17 protein-coding genes are annotated in these 17,179 nt (G+C 70.5%); 7 read left to right on the top strand and 10 right to left on the bottom strand.

Annotation, left to right across the window (positions count from 1 at the left end; all coding sequences use genetic code 11):
- The first annotated feature begins 4 nt into the window (after window positions 1-4).
- Window positions 5-499, top strand: coding sequence for a protein-tyrosine phosphatase family protein (locus ACZ7OU_RS06135; protein WP_470254403.1), 495 nt, complete (start codon window positions 5-7; stop codon window positions 497-499).
- A 37-nt stretch (window positions 500-536) separates the two neighbouring features.
- Here ACZ7OU_RS06135 and ACZ7OU_RS06130 read toward each other — a convergent pair whose 3' ends face one another.
- The 3 genes from ACZ7OU_RS06130 to ACZ7OU_RS06120 all read right to left on the bottom strand — a co-directional run bounded on the left by ACZ7OU_RS06130 (window position 537) and on the right by ACZ7OU_RS06120 (window position 2,474).
- A complete protein-coding gene (locus ACZ7OU_RS06130; protein ID WP_470240079.1) occupies window positions 537-929 on the bottom strand; it encodes an SCO5389 family protein in 393 nt (130 codons plus the stop codon).
- Window positions 930-1,029: 100 nt separating this feature from the next.
- Window positions 1,030-1,764, bottom strand: coding sequence for an ABC transporter permease (locus ACZ7OU_RS06125; protein ID WP_470254402.1), 735 nt, complete (start codon window positions 1,762-1,764; stop codon window positions 1,030-1,032).
- Entirely contained in the window at window positions 1,761-2,474 is a 714-nt protein-coding gene (locus ACZ7OU_RS06120; RefSeq protein ID WP_470254401.1) for an ABC transporter ATP-binding protein, read from the bottom strand. The genes ACZ7OU_RS06125 and ACZ7OU_RS06120 overlap by 4 nt, the downstream gene beginning before the upstream one ends.
- A 169-nt stretch (window positions 2,475-2,643) precedes the next feature.
- Between ACZ7OU_RS06120 and ACZ7OU_RS06115 the strand changes: the two genes are divergently transcribed.
- Complete coding sequence (locus tag ACZ7OU_RS06115; protein ID WP_470254400.1) at window positions 2,644-4,467, top strand: sensor histidine kinase; 1,824 nt, start codon at window positions 2,644-2,646, stop codon at window positions 4,465-4,467.
- Complete coding sequence (locus ACZ7OU_RS06110; protein ID WP_470254399.1) at window positions 4,407-5,063, top strand: response regulator; 657 nt, start codon at window positions 4,407-4,409, stop codon at window positions 5,061-5,063. The genes ACZ7OU_RS06115 and ACZ7OU_RS06110 overlap by 61 nt, the downstream gene beginning before the upstream one ends.
- On the opposite strand, the gene ACZ7OU_RS06105 is transcribed toward ACZ7OU_RS06110, so the two are convergent.
- Window positions 5,060-6,379, bottom strand: coding sequence for an FAD-dependent oxidoreductase (locus ACZ7OU_RS06105; protein ID WP_470254398.1), 1,320 nt, complete (start codon window positions 6,377-6,379; stop codon window positions 5,060-5,062). The genes ACZ7OU_RS06110 and ACZ7OU_RS06105 overlap by 4 nt on opposite strands.
- Window positions 6,380-6,491: 112 nt before the next feature.
- On the opposite strand from ACZ7OU_RS06105, the gene ACZ7OU_RS06100 reads away from it, so the two are divergent.
- From ACZ7OU_RS06100 to ACZ7OU_RS06085, 4 genes are all read left to right on the top strand, one after another.
- Entirely contained in the window at window positions 6,492-7,136 is a 645-nt protein-coding gene (locus ACZ7OU_RS06100) for an aminodeoxychorismate/anthranilate synthase component II (RefSeq protein WP_470254397.1), read from the top strand.
- A complete protein-coding gene (locus ACZ7OU_RS06095; protein WP_470254396.1) occupies window positions 7,133-7,924 on the top strand; it encodes an ABC transporter ATP-binding protein in 792 nt (263 codons plus the stop codon). The genes ACZ7OU_RS06100 and ACZ7OU_RS06095 overlap by 4 nt, the downstream gene beginning before the upstream one ends.
- Window positions 7,912-8,553 carry a hypothetical protein gene (locus ACZ7OU_RS06090; RefSeq protein ID WP_470254395.1) on the top strand — a complete coding sequence of 214 codons (642 nt, stop codon included), beginning with the start codon at window positions 7,912-7,914 and terminating at the stop codon, window positions 8,551-8,553. The genes ACZ7OU_RS06095 and ACZ7OU_RS06090 overlap by 13 nt, the downstream gene beginning before the upstream one ends.
- Window positions 8,554-8,653: 100 nt before the next feature.
- Window positions 8,654-8,971 (top strand): effector-associated constant component EACC1, encoded by a 318-nt coding sequence (locus tag ACZ7OU_RS06085; protein WP_470254394.1) that lies wholly within the window; start codon window positions 8,654-8,656, stop codon window positions 8,969-8,971.
- 53 nt (window positions 8,972-9,024) lie between these two features.
- Here the strand turns inward: ACZ7OU_RS06085 and pknB are convergent, their stop codons facing one another.
- Genes pknB through ACZ7OU_RS06055 form a run of 6 tightly spaced genes read right to left on the bottom strand, consistent with a single transcriptional unit; the run spans window position 9,025 to window position 17,141 of the window.
- A complete protein-coding gene (gene pknB, locus ACZ7OU_RS06080) occupies window positions 9,025-10,980 on the bottom strand; it encodes a Stk1 family PASTA domain-containing Ser/Thr kinase (RefSeq protein WP_470254393.1) in 1,956 nt (651 codons plus the stop codon).
- A complete protein-coding gene (locus ACZ7OU_RS06075; RefSeq protein ID WP_470240068.1) occupies window positions 10,977-12,329 on the bottom strand; it encodes a serine/threonine-protein kinase in 1,353 nt (450 codons plus the stop codon). The genes pknB and ACZ7OU_RS06075 overlap by 4 nt, the downstream gene beginning before the upstream one ends.
- A gap of 3 nt (window positions 12,330-12,332) precedes the next feature.
- Window positions 12,333-13,802 (bottom strand): peptidoglycan D,D-transpeptidase FtsI family protein, encoded by a 1,470-nt coding sequence (locus ACZ7OU_RS06070; protein WP_470240067.1) that lies wholly within the window; start codon window positions 13,800-13,802, stop codon window positions 12,333-12,335.
- Window positions 13,799-15,286 carry an FtsW/RodA/SpoVE family cell cycle protein gene (locus tag ACZ7OU_RS06065; RefSeq protein WP_470240066.1) on the bottom strand — a complete coding sequence of 496 codons (1,488 nt, stop codon included), beginning with the start codon at window positions 15,284-15,286 and terminating at the stop codon, window positions 13,799-13,801. The genes ACZ7OU_RS06070 and ACZ7OU_RS06065 overlap by 4 nt, the downstream gene beginning before the upstream one ends.
- A complete protein-coding gene (locus ACZ7OU_RS06060; RefSeq protein WP_470240065.1) occupies window positions 15,286-16,683 on the bottom strand; it encodes a PP2C family protein-serine/threonine phosphatase in 1,398 nt (465 codons plus the stop codon). The genes ACZ7OU_RS06065 and ACZ7OU_RS06060 overlap by 1 nt, the downstream gene beginning before the upstream one ends.
- The gene (locus ACZ7OU_RS06055) at window positions 16,680-17,141 is read right to left on the bottom strand and encodes an FHA domain-containing protein FhaB/FipA (protein ID WP_003079002.1); all 462 of its coding nucleotides are present in this window, start codon (window positions 17,139-17,141) and stop codon (window positions 16,680-16,682) included. The genes ACZ7OU_RS06060 and ACZ7OU_RS06055 overlap by 4 nt, the downstream gene beginning before the upstream one ends.
- Window positions 17,142-17,179 lie beyond the last annotated feature (38 nt).

Raw genomic sequence — 17,179 nt, 5'->3', positions numbered from 1 at the left:
CGCCGTGAAGACACGTCAGAAGGACCGCGACAACTCGCCGCCGGAAGACTCGTGGAACGAGATCCGGCCGTACCTGTGGATGGGCGGGCACGTCCGCGCGGGCGAGGAGCCGGTCGTCGTCGGGCGCGAGTTCGACCTCGTGCTCAGCCTCTACCAGCGTGACGGGCACGGCCCGCCGCCCGGCGTCGAGCACCACTTCGCCGAGATGCCGGACGGGCCGTTGAGCGAGGCGCAGATCGCCGAGGTCGAGCGGTTCGCGGTGCTCGCCACCGAAGCGGTCCGCGCGGGGCGGCCGACGCTCGTGCGCTGCCACGCCGGGCTCAACCGGTCGGGCCTGGTCGTCGCGCAGACGCTTGTCGGGCTGGGGCTCGGCGTGCCGGAGGCGATCGCGCTGATCCGGCGGCGGCGGTCGCCGTGGGCGCTCCACAACGAGCTGTTCGTGCAGTACCTCGAGAGCGGGCTGCCGACCGCGCGCCTGCTGGTCGGGCTCGGGTACTGAGGGCCTCCGGCGCACCGGGGGTGCGCCGGAGGGCCGGCTAGCAGTCCCGCAGCTCCGGGCTCTGGTTGAGCAGCTGGCCGCGCGGCGAGACGAACGCGCGGTACCGGTCGCCGTCGAGCTCGGAGTTCTTGAACACGGCGACCCGGTGGCAGTTCTGGAAGGCCAGCTTGACGCCGAAGTGGCGCTCGAGGCCGCCGCGGATCGCGTCCGAGGCCAGTGCCCGCAGCAGCTGGCCGCGAGCCGCTTCGCTCGGTGGCGGCGTCTCGTTGTCGGCGAAACCGTCCGCCGCGCCGTCGGCGTCGGCGATGACGCCCGTGATGACCTCCCAGGCGTAGGGCAGGGATTCCTTGACGCAGGTGACGAACTCGGCGTCGGTGACCTCCCCGCGCTCGGCCTTCTCCAGCAGCGCGGGTGACACGTCCAGGGACATCGAACCTCCAGTTTGAGCAGGGCCACTCTCCTGGCTACCGGCCGCGTCGCTCCGCCACAAGAGAAAACGATGATCATCACCATTATGGCGGAAGGGCCGGTCACTCCCAGCGGAACAGGCGAGCGGCCAACGCCGTGCCGACCACCGCGAAAGCACCCAGCACGACCAGCTGAAGCGGCTGCACGCCGGTGCCGACCCAGGCGTCCTGCAGCGGCTGCGTCCCCGGCGGGACGTAGTCGCCGATCCGTCGCAGGACCTCCGGCAGCAGCGGCCGCGGCAGGTACACGCCACCGAAGAACATCGTCGGCAGGAACGCGACCATCGCGAACGCGCCGGCGGACTTGGCCGTTCGGGCGACCGCCGCCGCCAGCAGGCCGAACGAGAACATCGAGACCGTGCCGAGCAACAGTGTCAGCAGGAACAGCAGCGGGTGCTTCGGCATCGGGACGTCGTAGGCCGCGTTGGCCACGCCCAGCGTCAGGCCGATGCCCGCCAGCGCGACCACGACGTGGATCAGCAGCTGCGCGCCCAGCAGGTTCGCCGGGTGCACCGGCGTCGTGGACAGCCGCCGCAGCACGCCCTGCTCGCGGTAGGTCGCGACGGCGCCCGGGATCGACTGCAGCGCCAGCATCGCGAGGCTGATGACGATCACCGACGGCACCCAGGCGTCGATGAACCGGGCGCCGCCGGCGGCCGGGCTGGGTTCCGTCATGCCCGGGATGGCGCCGACCGCTAGCAGTACCGCGGCCGGCAGCAGGATGCCCGCGATGGCCATGAACGGCGTGCGGAGGAAGAGTTTCGCTTCGGTGGCGGTGATCTTGGCGAAGGTGTTCACAGGGTGCTCCTCGTGAGCGAGACGAACGCGTCGTCCAAAGTGGAGGCTCCGGCCGCGGCGCGGAGCTCGGTCGGGGTGCCGGTGGCGACCACGCGTCCGGCGTCGAAGATCGCGACGCGGTCGCAGAGCCGCTCGGCCTCGTCCATGAAGTGGGTGACCAGCAGGACGGTGACGCCGGTGGCGCGCACGCCTTCGACCAGCCGCCACGTCTCGCGGCGGGCGTGCGGGTCGAGCCCGGTGGTCAGCTCGTCGAGGATGGCCAGTTCGGGGTTGCCCACCAGCGCCAAGGCGATCGACACGCGTTGCTTCTGGCCGCCGGAGAGCTTCCCGAAGTAGCTGCGCGAGTGGTCGCGCAGGTCGAGCCGGTCGAGCAGGACGTCGATGTCGGCCGGGTCCGGGTAGAAGGACGCGAACAGCTCCAGCGCCTCCCGCACCCGCAGCTTCGCCGGCAGCCGGCTCTCCTGCAGCTGGACGCCGACGCGGCGGGTCAGCGCGGCGCGGTCGGTCGTCGGGTCGAGGCCGAGGACGGAAATCCGGCCGCCGTCGGCCTGGCGGAGACCCTGCAGACATTCGACCGTGGTGGTCTTCCCGGCGCCGTTCGTGCCGAGGATGCCGAAGATTTCGCCGCGCTCGACGGTGAAGGAAACGCCGTCGACCGCGACCCGGGAGCCGTAGCTCTTGCGGAGGTCGGTGACTTCGATGAGGGGCATGGGGACCAAGTTACGAAGGTTCGACGCCGCGCAGAATGACGCTGAATCCCCAGCTCAAGTAGGGTTTTGCTGAAGCGGGGGTGGGGCTGGGCCCACCCTGGTCGTGGGGCTTCGGGCAGTGCGCGCGCACGGGTCGTCCGGCGAAGATCCCGGGGGAAGGAGGTGCCGGATGACGTACCTGCGTGCTCTCGGGCGGGCCTGCGCGCTGGCCGGGCTGGCGCTGGTCAGCTGGTTCGACGTGCTGGTCGAAGCGATCGCCTTCGCGTTGCTGTGTGTCGGGCTGGTCTTCTTCCTCGGCCCCGCCATCGAGTGGGCCCGGCACCGCTCGGCGACCGCCCGGACGCTGGCCGCGCGCTGGTGCGACGTCGAGGTCGAATCGCCTTACCGGCCCGAGCCGCCGGAGCCGGTGCGGGAACGCGACGGCTGGTACCGCGACGGCAACACGCTCTACAAGCGGGCGTTCTGGATCCGCTGGAACCGCCGCTTCACGTGGGCCATGGAGGACCCGGCCGCCGGTCGCGAGTTCGTCTGGCAGCTGCTGAACCCGCTGGTCACGCTGGTGCTGCCGGTCGTGGTGCTGCTCGGCGGGCCGGTCGTGCTGCGCGGCTACGGCCGGTGGACGCGCTGGTGGCTCGGCCCGCGACCGGCCCCGGTCCCCGGCCAGGGGCGCTGGCTGCACCGCAGGCTCGAGTCGCTGGGCCACCAGATGGGCATCCTCGCGCTGTCCGTGGTCGTGCTCGTGTTCTCGGTGTGGCAGCTGGTCGTGATCGCCGTCGCGATGCCGGTAGCGGCGCCGCTGATCCTCTGGACCCGCTCGATCACCGACACGCTGCGCCGCGAGTCCGGCAACTGGACCGGCGTGCGGATCGCCCGGCCGTACTTACCGCCGCCGGGGCTGCCGGTGCCGCGCGCGGACGGCCTCTTCCAGGTCGGCAAGCAGCTCTACGACGAGCCGTTCTGGCCGGTCCAGCACGCGCGGACGCGGTGGGTCGTGCGCGATCGGGCCACCTGGCGCGACATGGCGGGCGGGGCGCTGATCCCGCTCGTGTCGCTGCTCTTCGTGCTGCCCTCGGTCGCGCTGGTCGGCCGCGGCGCCGTCGGGCTCTTCACGCTGTGGGTGTGGCGGCCGTTCGTCTCGTCCCCGGTGACGTGGTGGCCGTTCCCCGAGGTCTCGACGCACCTCGGTGCCGCCGCGCAGACGCCGGTGGCGCTCGCGATGATCGTCGCCGGGGTGGCGCCGGCGACGTGGCTGGCCCGGCAGCAGGCCCGCTTCGCGCGGATCTGGCTGGGGCCGACGGACGCGACACGGCTCGCCCAGCGCGTCGAACGGCTGAAGCAGACGCGCACGGACGTCACGGTCACGCAGGCGGCGGAGCTGCGGCGGATCGAACGCGACCTGCACGACGGCATCCAGTCGCGGCTGGTCGCGATGGGGATGAAGCTCGGCGCGGTCGAGGCGCTGGTGGACACCGATCCGGCGGCGGCGAAGCGGCTCGCGGCCGAGCTGCGCGCGGCGTCGTCGGAGGCGCTCACCGAGCTGCGGGTGCTGATCCGCGGCATCCACCCGCCGGTGCTGTCCGAGCGCGGGCTGCTGGACGCCGTGCGCGCGCTGGCCTTGGACAGCCCGCTGAAGGCGCAGGTCACGGGCTCGCTGCCGGGGCGCATCGAGGAGCCGGTGGAGGCGTGCACGTACTTCGCGGTGTCGGAGCTGCTGGGCAACGCGGCGAAGCACGGCGCGGGACGGGTGACGATCGACGTCGGGTTCGCCGACGACCAGCTGACGATCGTGGTCACCGACGACGGCAAGGGGGGAGCGAACCCGGCGCTCGGTTCGGGACTGCGCGGGATCGAGCGCCGGCTCGGTGGCTTCGACGGTAGGTTGACCCTGACCAGCCCGATCGGCGGGCCGACGAGGGCGACCGTGGAGATCCCGTGCCAGCTCGACCCCGAACCGTCGTCGCCGAAGACCAGTACCTCCTCCGAGACGGCCTGACGCATCTCTTGGCAGCGCACGGCTTCGACGTCGTCGCGGCGGTCGGCAGCGGCCCGGAACTGGCGGCGGCCTTGCGCGAGCACCGCCCTGAAGTGTCCATTGTGGACGTCCGGATGCCGCCGACGAACACGGACGAGGGCCTGCAGGTCTCGCTGGCCGCCCGCCGGGAGTTCCCGGGGCTGCCGATCTTGGTGCTGTCCCAGCACGTCGAGCAGCTGTACGCGCGCGAGCTGCTGGCCGACGGCACGGGCGCGATCGGCTACCTGCTGAAGGACCGGGTGTTCAACGCCGACCAGTTCATCGACGCGGTCCGCCGGGTCGCGGCCGGCGGCACGGTGATGGACCCCGAGGTGATCGCGAAACTCGTGGCGGGCAACGCATCCGACCCGCTGGCGGCGTTGACGCCCCGGGAGCGCGAGGTACTCGGCCTGATGGCGGAGGGCTGCTCGAACGCGGCGATCGCCGCCCGGCTGCACTTCAGCGAAGGCGCGGTCGGCAAGCACACGGCGAACATCTTCCAGAAGCTCGGCATCTCGGCTTCGGATGACAGCAACCGCCGTGTGCTCGCCGTTCTGGCGTATCTCGGTGCCGGTTAGCCGCGCGAAACCCGCGTCATCTCTTCGCGCTCCACGACCTTGATCCGCTCGCGGCCCGCGGCCAGGCCCAGCGACTTCTCGTGCGCGTCGAGCTTGCCCCAGCCTTCCCATGTCGTGAACGGGATTCCGCGCGCCGCCAGGAAGTCGAGGATCGCGTCCGGGGACGCGAACTTCGGGGCGGAGAGGGTGTCCGCGTCCGACAGCAGGCTCGCGATCGTCTCCGCCGCGTCGCCCTTCGTGTGGCCGATGAGGCCCACCGGGCCGCGCTTGATCCAGCCCGTCACGTACACGCCGGGGAGCTGGTTCTCGTCCAGGTCGAGGACGCGGCCGGCCTGGTTCGGCACCACGCCGGCGACGTGGTCGAACGGGAGCTCCGGCAGGTGCGACGACAGGTAGCCCACCGCGCGGTACACCGCCTGGACGTCCCAGTCGTGGAACTCGCCCGTGCCGCGCACGTTCCCGTCGCCGGTCAGCTCGGTGCGCTCGGTCCGCAGGCCGACGACCCGGCCGTCCTCGCCGAGAACTTCCGAGGGGGAGTGGAAGAAGTGCAGGTGCAGCCGCCGCTGCCGGGTGCCCGGCTCGCGGATCGCCCACTCCTGCAGCGTCTTCACGACCATGTCGATCTGCTTCGACGCGCGTAGCGCCGCGATGCTGCCGTCGTCGAACTCGATGTCCTCCGGGGCCACGATGACCTCGACGTTCGGCGAGTGGTCCAGCTCGCGCAGCTCCAGCGGCGTGAACTTCGCCTGGGCCGGGCCGCGGCGGCCGAACACGTGCACGTCGGTGATCGGGCTGCTCTTCAGGCCCTGGTGGACGTTCTCCGGGATGTCGGTGGTCAGCAGCTCGTCGGCCGTCTTGGCCAGGATCCGCGCGACGTCCAGCGCCACGTTGCCGACCCCGAGGACCGCGACCGAAGACGCGGTCAGCGGCCAGGTGCGCGGCACGTCCGGGTGGCCGTCGTACCAGGAGACGAAGTCCGCGGCGCCGTGGCTGCCGTCCAGGTCGATGCCCGGGATGTCGAGCTCGCGGTCGGCGGACGCGCCGGTCGAGAAGATCACCGCGTCGTAGAACTCGCGCAGCTCGTCGAGCTTGATGTCGGTGCCGTAGTCGATGTTGCCCAGCAGGCGGATGTTCGGCTTGTCGAGCACCTTGTGCAGCGCCGTGACGATGCCCTTGATGCGCGGGTGGTCGGGTGCCACGCCGTAGCGGATCAACCCGAAGGGCGCGGGCATGCGCTCGAAGAGGTCGATCGTCACGTCGGCGTCGGACTTGTCCAGGATGTCGGCGGCGTAAATGCCCGCGGGTCCAGCGCCCACGATGGCTACGCGAAGAGATCGGCTCACGCTCTCCACGGTAGGTTAGGGTCACCTAACTAGAAATGTGATTTACCGTACGGTCCACTGGTTGGGAGCCGGTAAGCTCGCCGGCATGCGCGTTCTCGTCGTCGACAACTACGACAGCTTCGTCTACAACCTGGTCCAGTACCTGGCCCAGCTCGGCGCCGACTGCACGGTCTGGCGCAACGACGTCGTGGACCTCGACCGCGTCCCCGAGTTCGACGCCGTGCTCGTCTCGCCCGGCCCGGGAACGCCCGAACGCGCTGGTCAGAGCATGGACGTCGTCCGCAAGTGCGCCGAGACGCGCACGCCGATGCTCGGGGTCTGCCTCGGCCACCAGGCGCTCGGCGTCGTCTACGGCGCGACCGTCGACCGCGCGCCCGAGCTGCTCCACGGCAAGACGAGCCAGGTCCGCCACACCGGCACCGGCGTCCTCGCGGGCCTGCCGGACGAGTTCACGGCGACCCGGTACCACTCCTTGACCGTGGTGCCCGACACCATTCCGACCGACGTCTTCGAGATCACCGGCCGCACGGAGTCCGGCATCGTGATGGGCATGCGCCACCGCGAGCTGCCGCTGGAAGGCGTCCAGTTCCACCCCGAGTCGGTGCTGACCGAAGGCGGCCACCGGATGCTGGCCACCTGGATGGCCGCGGCCGGTCACCCCGTCGACCCGGCCCGCGTGAACGAGCTCGAGCGGGCGACCAAGGCGCTCCAGAAGGCCGCTGTTGCGTGATCCGGCTCGAGGGGGTCGGCAAGCGGTACGGGCGCGGTGACTTCGTCCTCCACGACGTCGACCTGAGCGTCGAGCCCGGGCACGTCGTCGGCGTCCTCGGCAGCAACGGCTCCGGCAAGTCGACGCTGCTGCGGATCATGGCCGGCGTCTCGCACCCGACCACCGGCGTGGTGTCGGGGAGCCCGCGGATCGGCTACCTGCCGGACCGCTTCCCGGCCGGCCAGCGCATGGGCGCGCGGGCGTACCTGCGGCACATGGCGCGCATCCACGGGCTCGCCGACCTCTCGGTGATCGACCCGCTGCTCGAACGGCTCGCGCTGGTCGGCGGCCCGGCGGCGCCGCTGCGCACGCTCTCGAAAGGCAACGCGCAGAAGGTCGGGCTCGCGCAGGCCGTCATGGTCCGGCCGGACCTGCTGATCCTCGACGAGCCGTGGTCCGGGCTCGACGTCGGGACGCACGCCATCCTCGGCGAGGTCGTCGCCGAGACGCGGGCGCGCGGCGCGAGCGTCGTGTTCACCGACCACCGGCCGCAGGTGGTGCACGACCACGCCGACGTCGTCCACCTCATGAACGAAGGCAGGCTCACGGCGGAAAGCGCCGAGCCGACGACGCGGATCGTGTTGCGCGGCAACGGCACCGAGTGGGCCGGCGAACCCGGCGTGCACCACGCGGTCGTCGAGGGCGCTCAGATCGTGCTCACGGTCGAGGTCGCGTCGGTGGACGCCGTGCTACTGCGCGCGTTGGAGGACGGCTGGTCGGTGCGGGAGGTGGCGCCGTGCTCGCCATGACCCGCTACTACCTGGCCTTGCTCGCCCATTCGCAGCGGTACCTGCCGGCGCTGCTGGCCTACCTCGCGCTGTGCGTGATCCTTTACGCCGACCCGCATTCGCCGCCGTTGCCGCTGTTCGGCGTGAGCGCCGGCGGGCTGCTCGTCGTCTCGTGCTGGCTGACGATCGCGCTGCTCGACATCGAGGACCCGGTGCAGCGGCTGGTCACCTTGAGCCACGCGCGGCAGTGGCGGCGGATGATCACCGGCGCGGTCTTCACCGTGCTGGCCTGCTCGGTGGTCCTCACCGTGATCACCGAGGCGTGGTCGGCGCTCAAGTCGTTCAAGGTCCAGCCGGCGGCGCTGGCTATCGGGCTGCTCGCGCACCTCGCGTGCGCGCTGCTGGGCATCGCGATCGCGCTGCCGTGCTCGCGGCTGCTCGTGCAGCGGGTCGGCTGGACCGTGCTCGCCGCCGTGATCACGCTGATCGTCGTGTTGCTGGCGAAGATTCCGCTGGTCCACCCGCTGCTGCACGCCCTGACCGACGAGGAACCGGTCGGCGGCCCGCTCGTGCTGGCGGGGGTGACCTCGGTGGTGGTGCTGGCCGCGAGCTTCTTCGTCGTGGCGCGGCTCGTGCACCGCCGTTCCTGAGTGCAATTTGCAATATTCAATTTCCGTGCCGGGGTTCCGGCGGGTGCTCGGGGCCGACTAAGGTTCGGGTCCTCTCCGGTTCTGGGCGAAGGGAGAACGGGTGACGGCTGGGATCGTCGCGATCACCGGGCCGAACTCCGACGGCGAGCTCCGGGACCTCGCCGCCTGGTTGCGCGGCGAGGACGAGCTCCGTGGCCGCGTCCAGCTCTTCGACGCCGTCGTGGTCGGCGTGACGAGCAACTCCGCCGGCGTCTTCTGCCGGTCACTTTTTGCCTGGCTGCGGCGCTACCGCGAGGGCCGCGTCTCGCTGAAAATCAAACGCTCCGGCGCGGCCGAGGAACTCGAGCTCGACTGCGGTCCGTCGAGTGACGCCGAACAGGTTCTCGGTGCCGTCCAAGGATTTCTCGACAAAGCCTGAACGAAAAAGAAGGCCCGCACGGCGAACCGTGCGGGCCTTCTTCGTGGAGTCCGTTACTGACCGGGAGTCGATGTCGGGAACAACGACTCCGACACCCCGACCGTCACGTCCTTGTCCTTGTCGATCTGCGTACCCGGCGAGACGCTCTGCTTGGTGATCGTGCCCTCGGGCTTGTTGCTGGTCCGGTCGGCCTGCTGCCGGAGCTGCTGGGTCCAGCCCATGCTCTCCAGCTTCTGCTGAGCGTCGTCGACCGTCATGCCGATCAGGCTCGGCATCTCGATCTTGTTGTCCGGCTGACCCGTGGAAACGGTCAGCGTGATCTGCGTGCCGACGGGCACCGAACCGCCGTTCGGCGTCTGCTGGATGACCTGGTCCTTCGGCTGGTCGGACTGCTGGTCCACCCGCTTCACGGTGAAGCCCATGCCGGTGAGGGCCGAGTTGGCCTCGCTGAAGGACTTGCCGGTGAAGTTCGGGACCTGCTTCTGCTGCTTGCCCTTGCCGAGGGAGATGGACACGCTCGAGCCCTGCTGGGCATCGCTGTCCGCCTGGGGGGTCTGGTTGACGACCTTCCCCACGTCGTTCGGGTCGTCGACGTTGACGTCCTGCACCGACGGGTTCAGGGTCAGGCCGACTTCCTTGAGCTTCGCTTCGGCGTCGTCACGGGAGAGTCCCTTGAGGTCGGGCACCTTCGTCGTGCCCGGCTTCTGGCCGATCGTCAGCGTGATCTGCGCCGCCGTGGCGACCGGCGTGCCCACGCCGGGGGCGATGTCGATGACCTGGTTGATCTGGTCGGTGGTGCAGGGCACGTTGCCGTTCGCGTCCGGAATCCCGCAGGGCACCATCTTGTTCGGCGCGAAGTTGTTCAGGCCCTTCTCACGCAAGGTGTTCTTGGCCGCCACCTCCGACTGTCCCTTGACGTCCGGGATCGCCACCGTGGTCGGCTCGTCGCCACCGCCCTTGAAGGACCCCGCCAGCCACATGATCAGCAGCACCGCGCCCAGGACGAACACCGCGGCCAGCGCGGCGAGGATCGTGCGGCGACGGCGCTTGGCCTTCGGGTCGTCATCGTCGGGGGCGTCGTACTCCTCGTAGCGCTGCGGCTGGCGCCGGTCGGAGTTCATCACCTGGGTGCGCTCGTCCTCGGACATCACCATCGGCGCCGCCGGGCGCTGGCCCGAGAGCGTGCGCACCAGGTCCGAGCGCATCTCCGCCGCCGACTGGTAGCGGTTCGCCGGGCCCTTGGCCAGTGCCTTCAGCACGACCGCGTCCAGCTCGGGCGCCACCGCCGGGTTGACCGACGACGGCGGGCTCGGGTCTTCACGGACGTGCTGGTAGGCGACCGCGACCGGGGAGTCCCCGGTGAACGGCGGCTCGCCGGTGATCAGCTCGTACAGCACGCAGCCGGCGGCGTAGACGTCGGAACGGGCGTCGACGGACTCACCGCGAGCCTGCTCCGGCGACAGGTACTGCGCCGTGCCGATCACCGCGGCGGTCTGGGTCATCGCGGACTGGCCGTCGTGCATCGCGCGCGCGATGCCGAAGTCCATGACCTTGACCGCGCCGTTCTTCGTGATCATCACGTTGGCCGGCTTGACGTCGCGGTGCACGATGCCGTGGCGGTGGGAGAAGTCCAGCGCCGCGCAGACGTCGGCCATGACCTCCATGGCCCGCTTCTGCGACATCGGGCCTTCGGTCTTGACGATGTCCCGCAGCGTCCGGCCTTCGACGTACTCCATGACGATGTACGGCAGCGGGCCGAACTCGGCGTTCGCCTCGCCGGTGTCGTAGACCGCGACGATCGCCGGGTGGTTCAGCGCGGCGGCGTTCTGCGCTTCACGGCGGAAGCGCTCCAGGAACTGCGGGTCCCTGGCGAGATCGGCACGGAGGATCTTGATAGCGACTTCCCGGCCCAGGCGCACGTCGTGGCCGTGATGGACCTCGGACATGCCTCCGTAGCCGAGCGTTTCGCCCAGCTCGTACCGGTTGGAGAGCAGTCTGGGTGTGCTCATCTCTGGGTGCCGTTCCATTCCGTCCAGGGTGCGGTCATGATGCCTTGCCGGCCATCGTCGGTCGTTGCGGGAGCGTCCGCCGGGTAGGCGCTCGAAGCGGGCGCCTCCTCCGCGGGCGGCTGTCTGCCTGGGACCACCTGGCTCGTCTGGCCGTTGTGCGGTGGCGAGCCCGAGCTGCCGATCATCTTCGCCACCAGCACGATGCCCGCCACCAGGACAACGAGCAGGATGGCCGCGAGGAGCGCCCACCAGCCCCACTGGGGCTTCTTCCGGGGCGCCGGCATCATGGCCGGACGCATGACGGGCCGGGACGGCGGGCCGATGGCGACCATCGGGTTCACCGCCGGCGACGGCGGGCCGACCGGCATGTGCTGCTGCTGCGGAGGAATCTGCTGCGGGACCGGCGGCTGCTGCTGGATCGGGTGCTGGCCGGTCTGGACCGGGTGCTGACCCGTCGACGCCGGGTGCTGCCCGGTCGAGTAGGTCGCGTTGACCAGCCCGGACGGCGTCGGCAGCGGCAACCCGGCGCGGACCGCGGCGACGGCGGCCGCGAACTCGCCGCCGTTGTTGTAGCGCTGCCGCGGGTCCTTGACCAGCGTCGCCTCGATCACCGCGCGCGCGGCGGGCGGGACGTCCGGCGGCAGCGGCGGCGCGATGTCGCGGATGTGCATCATCGCGACCGTCACGGCGTTTTCCGACAGGAACGGCCGGTGCCCGGCGAGGCATTCGTAGCCGCACACCGCCAGCGAGTAGACGTCGGACGCCGGCTCGGCCGGGTGCCCGAGCGCCTGCTCCGGCGCGATGTAGTGCGCCGTGCCCATGACCATGCCGGACCGGGTGACCGGCGCCGCGTCGGCCGCCTTCGCCACGCCGAAGTCGGTGATCTTCACCTGGCCGGCGGGCGTCACCAGGATGTTGCCCGGCTTGACGTCGCGGTGGACCAGACCCTGCTCGTGCGCGGCCTGCAACGCGTTGCCCGCCTGCTCGAGCATGTCGAGCGTGAACTCCGCCGACAGCCGCCCGTGCTTGGCCAGCAACCCGGCCAGCGGGTCGCCGTCGACGAGCTCCATGACGAGGTACGCGATCGACAGGTCGCCGTCGAAGATGGTCTCGCCGTAGTCGTGCACCGCGGCGATGCCGGGGTGGTTCAGGGACGCGGTCATCCGCGCTTCGGTGCGGAAGCGGTGGAGGAACTCGGCGTCACCGGAGAGCTCGGCCTTCAGGATCTTGACCGCGACGGTCCGGTCGAGCCGGGTGTCGCTGGCCTGCCAGACCTCGCCCATCCCACCGACGGCGATCCGGCTCGTCAGCTTGTACCGCTCGGCCAGCAGGTGACCGGAGGACAGCATGCGCTATCCACCCCCGAGTTTCGCGTTGATCGCCGCGCGGCCGATCTCCGACGCGACCTTGCCGCCGGTGGCCGCGAGACCGCGGTTGCCGCCGTCTTCGACGATCACGGCGACGGCGATCTGCGGGTCGTTGGCCGGGGCGAAGGCGGTGTACCAGGCGTGCGGCGCGGTGTTCTTGGAGTCCGTGCCGTGCTCGGCGGTGCCGGTCTTCGACGCGATCTGGATGTCCGGGCGCTTGCCGGCGCCCGCGGTGAAGCCCTCGGAAGCGATCATCATGTCCTTGAGGATCGCGGCGTTCGACGACGAGAGTGCCGCCGTGCCGGTGAGCTCGGTGGGACTGTAGTCCTCGATGGTCGAGAGGTCCGGCGCGAGTACCGACTGGACCAGCTGCGGCTTCATCGCCATCCCGCCGTTGGCCACGGTGGCCGCGAGCAGGCAGTCCTGCAGCGGGGTGATCCGGACGTCGCGCTGGCCGATGCCGCTCTGGTAGAGCGCGCCCTGGGAGTCGAGCGGGCCGACCGTGGACGGCGCGACCTTCATCGGCACGGTCAGGTCGGTCTGCCCGATGCCGAAATTCGCCGCGGTCTTCTTCATCTTGTCCGCGCCGAGCTGGCCCGCGAACTCCGCGAACGGCACGTTGCAGGAGTGCGCCAGCGCGTCCTTGAACGTGGTCCCCGGGCAGCCTTCACCGGCGTAGTTCTCCAGCGTGACGCTCGTGCCGGGCAGCTTCGTGTTCGGCGCCGGGTTGACCGGGGTGTCCGGCCCCTTGCCGTCCTCGAGCGCCGCCGCCGCGGTGACCAGCTTGAACGTCGACCCCGGCGGGTAGGTCTCCGAGATCGCCCGGTTCAGCATCGGGTTCTTGTCGTCCTTGACGTACGAGTTCCAGGCGTCGGTCTGCGCCTTCGACGTGTGCGACGCCAGCTTGTTCGGGTCGTACGACGGCGTCGACACCATCGCCAGGATCCGGCCGGTCTTGGGCTCCATCGCCACGACGGCGCCGGTGTAGCCCCGCTGCGTCATCAGGTCGTACGCGGCCTTCTGCACGGCGGGGTCGATGGTCAGCCGGACGTTGCCGCCGCTGGGGTCGCGGCCGGTGACCATGTCCGACAGCCGGCGCACGAACAGCCGCGGGTCCGAGCCGTTGAGGACGTCGTCCTCGGAGCGCTCGAGCCCGCCGGAGCCGTAGTTGATCGAGTAGTAGCCGGTGACCGGGGCGTACATCGGGCCGTCGACGTAGGACCGGGTGTACTTGTACTTGTCGTTCGACGGGTCGACCTTCGCCAGCACTTCGCCGTTCGCCTGCGAGACGATCTGGCCGCGGCGGCGCGCGAACTCGTCGTAGAGGACCCGCGCGTTGCGCGAGTCGGTGCGGTAGTCGTCGGCCTTGACCACCTGGATGTAGGTGGCGTTGGCCAGCAGCAGGACGACCATGACGAGCATCGTCATGCCCACCTTGCGCAGCGGGGTGTTCATGCCTGGGCACCCCCGTCCGCCGGCGGGCGCTGCACGAGCACCGTGTGGGCCTCGGCGATCGGCGCCTGCGGCTGCTGCTGCGGCTTCGGGCGGGCCGCGGGCCGCCGGGCCGCGTCGGAAACGCGGAGCAGCAGCGCGACGAGGATGTAGTTCGCCAGCAGCGACGAACCACCCTTCGACAGGAAGGGAGCGGTGATACCGGTCTCCGGGATGAGTTTCGTGACCCCGCCGACGACGACGAAGATCTGCATGACCATGGTGAACGCCAGCCCGCCGCCGAGCAGCTTGCCGAACGTGTCCCGCACCGCGAGCGCGCTCCGCATGCCGCGCATGGCGAGCATCAAGTACAGCATCAGGACGGCGGCCAGGCCGATGAAGCCGAGCTCCTCGCCGATCGCCGCCGTGATGAAGTCGGTGTTCGCCTCCGGGACCATGTCCGGCCGGCCGGCACCGAGCCCGGTGCCGCCGATCCCGCCGGTGCCGAGCCCGAACAGGCCCTGCGCGATCTGGTAGCCGCCGCCGAGCTTGTCGTAGGTGGCCAGCGGGTCCAGCCAGTTGGCGACGCGCTGCTGGACGTGGGTGAAGAGGTTGTACGCGATCAGGCAGCCGCCGACGAAGAAGCTGAGGCCGAGGACGACCCAGATGACCCGCTCGGTCGCGACGTACAGCATCATCAGGATGACGCTGAAGAACAGCAGCGACGTGCCGAGGTCCTTCTCGAACACCAGGATGCCGATGCAGGCGACCGCGGCGATGAGGATCGGGCCCAGGTCACGGGCGCGCGGCAGCTCGACGCCGAGGAACTTCTTGCCCGCCACCATGAACAGGTCGCGCTTCGACACCAGGAACGAGGCGAAGAAGATCATCAGCAGGATCTTCGCGAACTCGCCCGGCTGGATTGAGAACCCCGGCAGCTTCAGCCACACCTTGGCGCCGTTGACCTCGGACAGGCTCGACGGCAGCAGCGCGGGCAGCGCCAGCGCGACGATCCCGACCAGGCCCGCGGTGTAGCCGTAGCGGGTCAGCGTGCGGTGGTCGCTCACGAAGACCAGCACCGCGACGAAGAACGCCAGCGAGATGACCGTGAACAGCACCTGCGAGGTGACGGCGGGGGAGTAGTCCTTGCTGTTCTGCGCGGCCCGCTCCGCCAGCGCCAGGTCGATCCGGTGGATCATCACCAGGCCGATGCCGTTCAGCAGCGCGACGCAGGGGAGGATCACCGGGTCCGCGTACGGCGCCCACTTGCGGACGGCGAGGTGCGCCGCGGCGAAGATGGCGAGGTAGGCGAGGCCGAGCCAGACGATCGACCAGGTGAGCTGCTGCTCCTGGTTCGCCTCCACCAGCACCAGTGCGACGGTGACGATGAACGCGGCGAACCCCAGCAGCACCAGCTCGGTGTTGCGGCGGGTCGGGACGTCGCGCGGCGGGTTCGTCTGGAACTGCGCGGCGAGCGGCTCGGCGGTGCGCGCGGCGGGCTGGCTCATCAGTTACCGCCTCCCGTCGTCGGTGCCGTCGAACTCGGCGTCGAGCAGTCCCTCCCCGCTGGCTGGTTCGCCGACGACGGAGCAGTGGAGCCGGCCGGAGCCGACGGGGTGGACGTCGGCGTGACCGTGGGGGTCGGCGTCGGGGACGGCTGGCCGCCCGCCGGCGCGCAGTTGTTCAGGCGCTTGTGCAGCTGCAGGAAGTCGTCGATGTACTTCCGCGCGTCGTCCAGGCTGTCCTTCTTGACGCCGTTCTGCACCGCCAGCCGCGCGTCTTCCTGGAGCTGGTTGACGCGCAGCTTGTCCGTGCACACCTGGTTGGGCGGGCACGAGCCCTGCTCGTAGGTGTGCAGGTCGATGCCGAGGATGCTGCCGGGGACGCCGCGGTAGATCACGACCTCCTGGTCCGCACCTTCGCCGACATAGTACTGACTCAGCACGAAGTACCGGGTGGCGATGGCGGCCGCGGCGAGGACGATCAGCACGACCAGCGCGCCGGCGAGCCAGCGGAACCGCTTCCGGCGCCTGGCCTTCGGGTCCACGCTCGGCTGCGGCAGCTCGGGCCGCGGCTGCGGCGCGGGCTGGGTCAGCGCCCTGGCCCTGGCCGCGGGCGAGTCGCCCTGGTGCAGCTCGTCGCTGCCGTCCCCGGCGGCGCCGCCCACGATGGGCGCGTCCTCGCCGAAGTCGACGTCGACGACGTCGGCGATGATCACCGTGACGTTGTCGGTGCCGCCGCCCTTGAGCGCCAGCTCGATCATCCGGTCCGCGCACTGCTGCGGGTCCGGGATCTGCACGGCCTCGGTCAGCGTCTCGTCGCTGACCATGCCGGACAGGCCGTCCGAGCAGATCAGGTACCGGTCGCCGGACCGGGCCTCGCGGACGGTCAGGCTCGGCTCGACCTCGTGCCCGGTGAGCGCCTTCAGCAGCAGTGACCGCTGGGGGTGCACCGCCGCCTCTTCGGGCGTGATCCGGCCTTGTTCGAGCAGTTCGTTGACGAAGCTGTCGTCGCGCGTGATCTGCGCGAACTGGCCGCCTCGGAGGAGGTACGCGCGCGAGTCGCCGACGTGCACGAGCCCCAGCCGGGTGCCGGCGAACAGCACGGCTGTGAGCGTGGTGCCCATGCCGTCCAGGTCCGGGTCCTGCGAGACGAGCTCGGCGATGGCGGCGTTGCCGTTCGCCACCGCCTCTCGCAGCTGGGCGAGCAGGTCGTCGCGGGGTTCGTCGTCGTCGAGCGGCGCGAGCGAGGCGATGACGACCTTGCTGGCCACCTCACCTGCCGCGTGGCCACCCATACCGTCGGCGAGCGCGAGCAGGCGAGGGCCGGCGTACACGGAGTCCTGGTTGCTCGAACGCACCAGGCCCCGGTCGCTGCGGGCTGCATAGCGGAGGACGAGAGTCATGGGCGAAGCTCGATCACCGTCTTGCCGATCCGGATGGGGACTCCGAGCGGGACCCGGAGGGGTGCAGTGACCTTAGCCCGGTCCAGATAAGTCCCGTTGGTCGAGCCCAGATCTTCCACGTACCAGTCCTCACCGCGCTGGGCGATCCGTGCGTGCCGGGTCGACGCGTAGTCGTCGTCGAGCACCAATGTGGAGTCGTCGGCACGGCCGATGAGGATCGGCCGCCCGTCGAGCGCGATGCGGGTGCCGGCCAGCGCGCCATGGGTCACCAGCAGCTGCTGGGGCGACTTGCTGTTACGCGGCTTCTTCTCTTTTTTGCGTCCGAAGGTCGGTACCTGGACGCGCATTCCCGACGCCGCATAGAGGTCCGAGCGGACGACTCTGAGCGCGGCGAACACGAAGAGCCAGAGCAGCACGAGGAAGCCCACCCTGGTGAGTTGTACGACCAGCTCTGGCACTTGGTGTGTCCGCTCCCGACTCGTCCGTGCAGCCGCGG

Source organism: Amycolatopsis sp. NPDC114505 (genome assembly GCF_055633615.1).
This window is presented reverse-complemented; position numbering and strand designations above follow the sequence as displayed.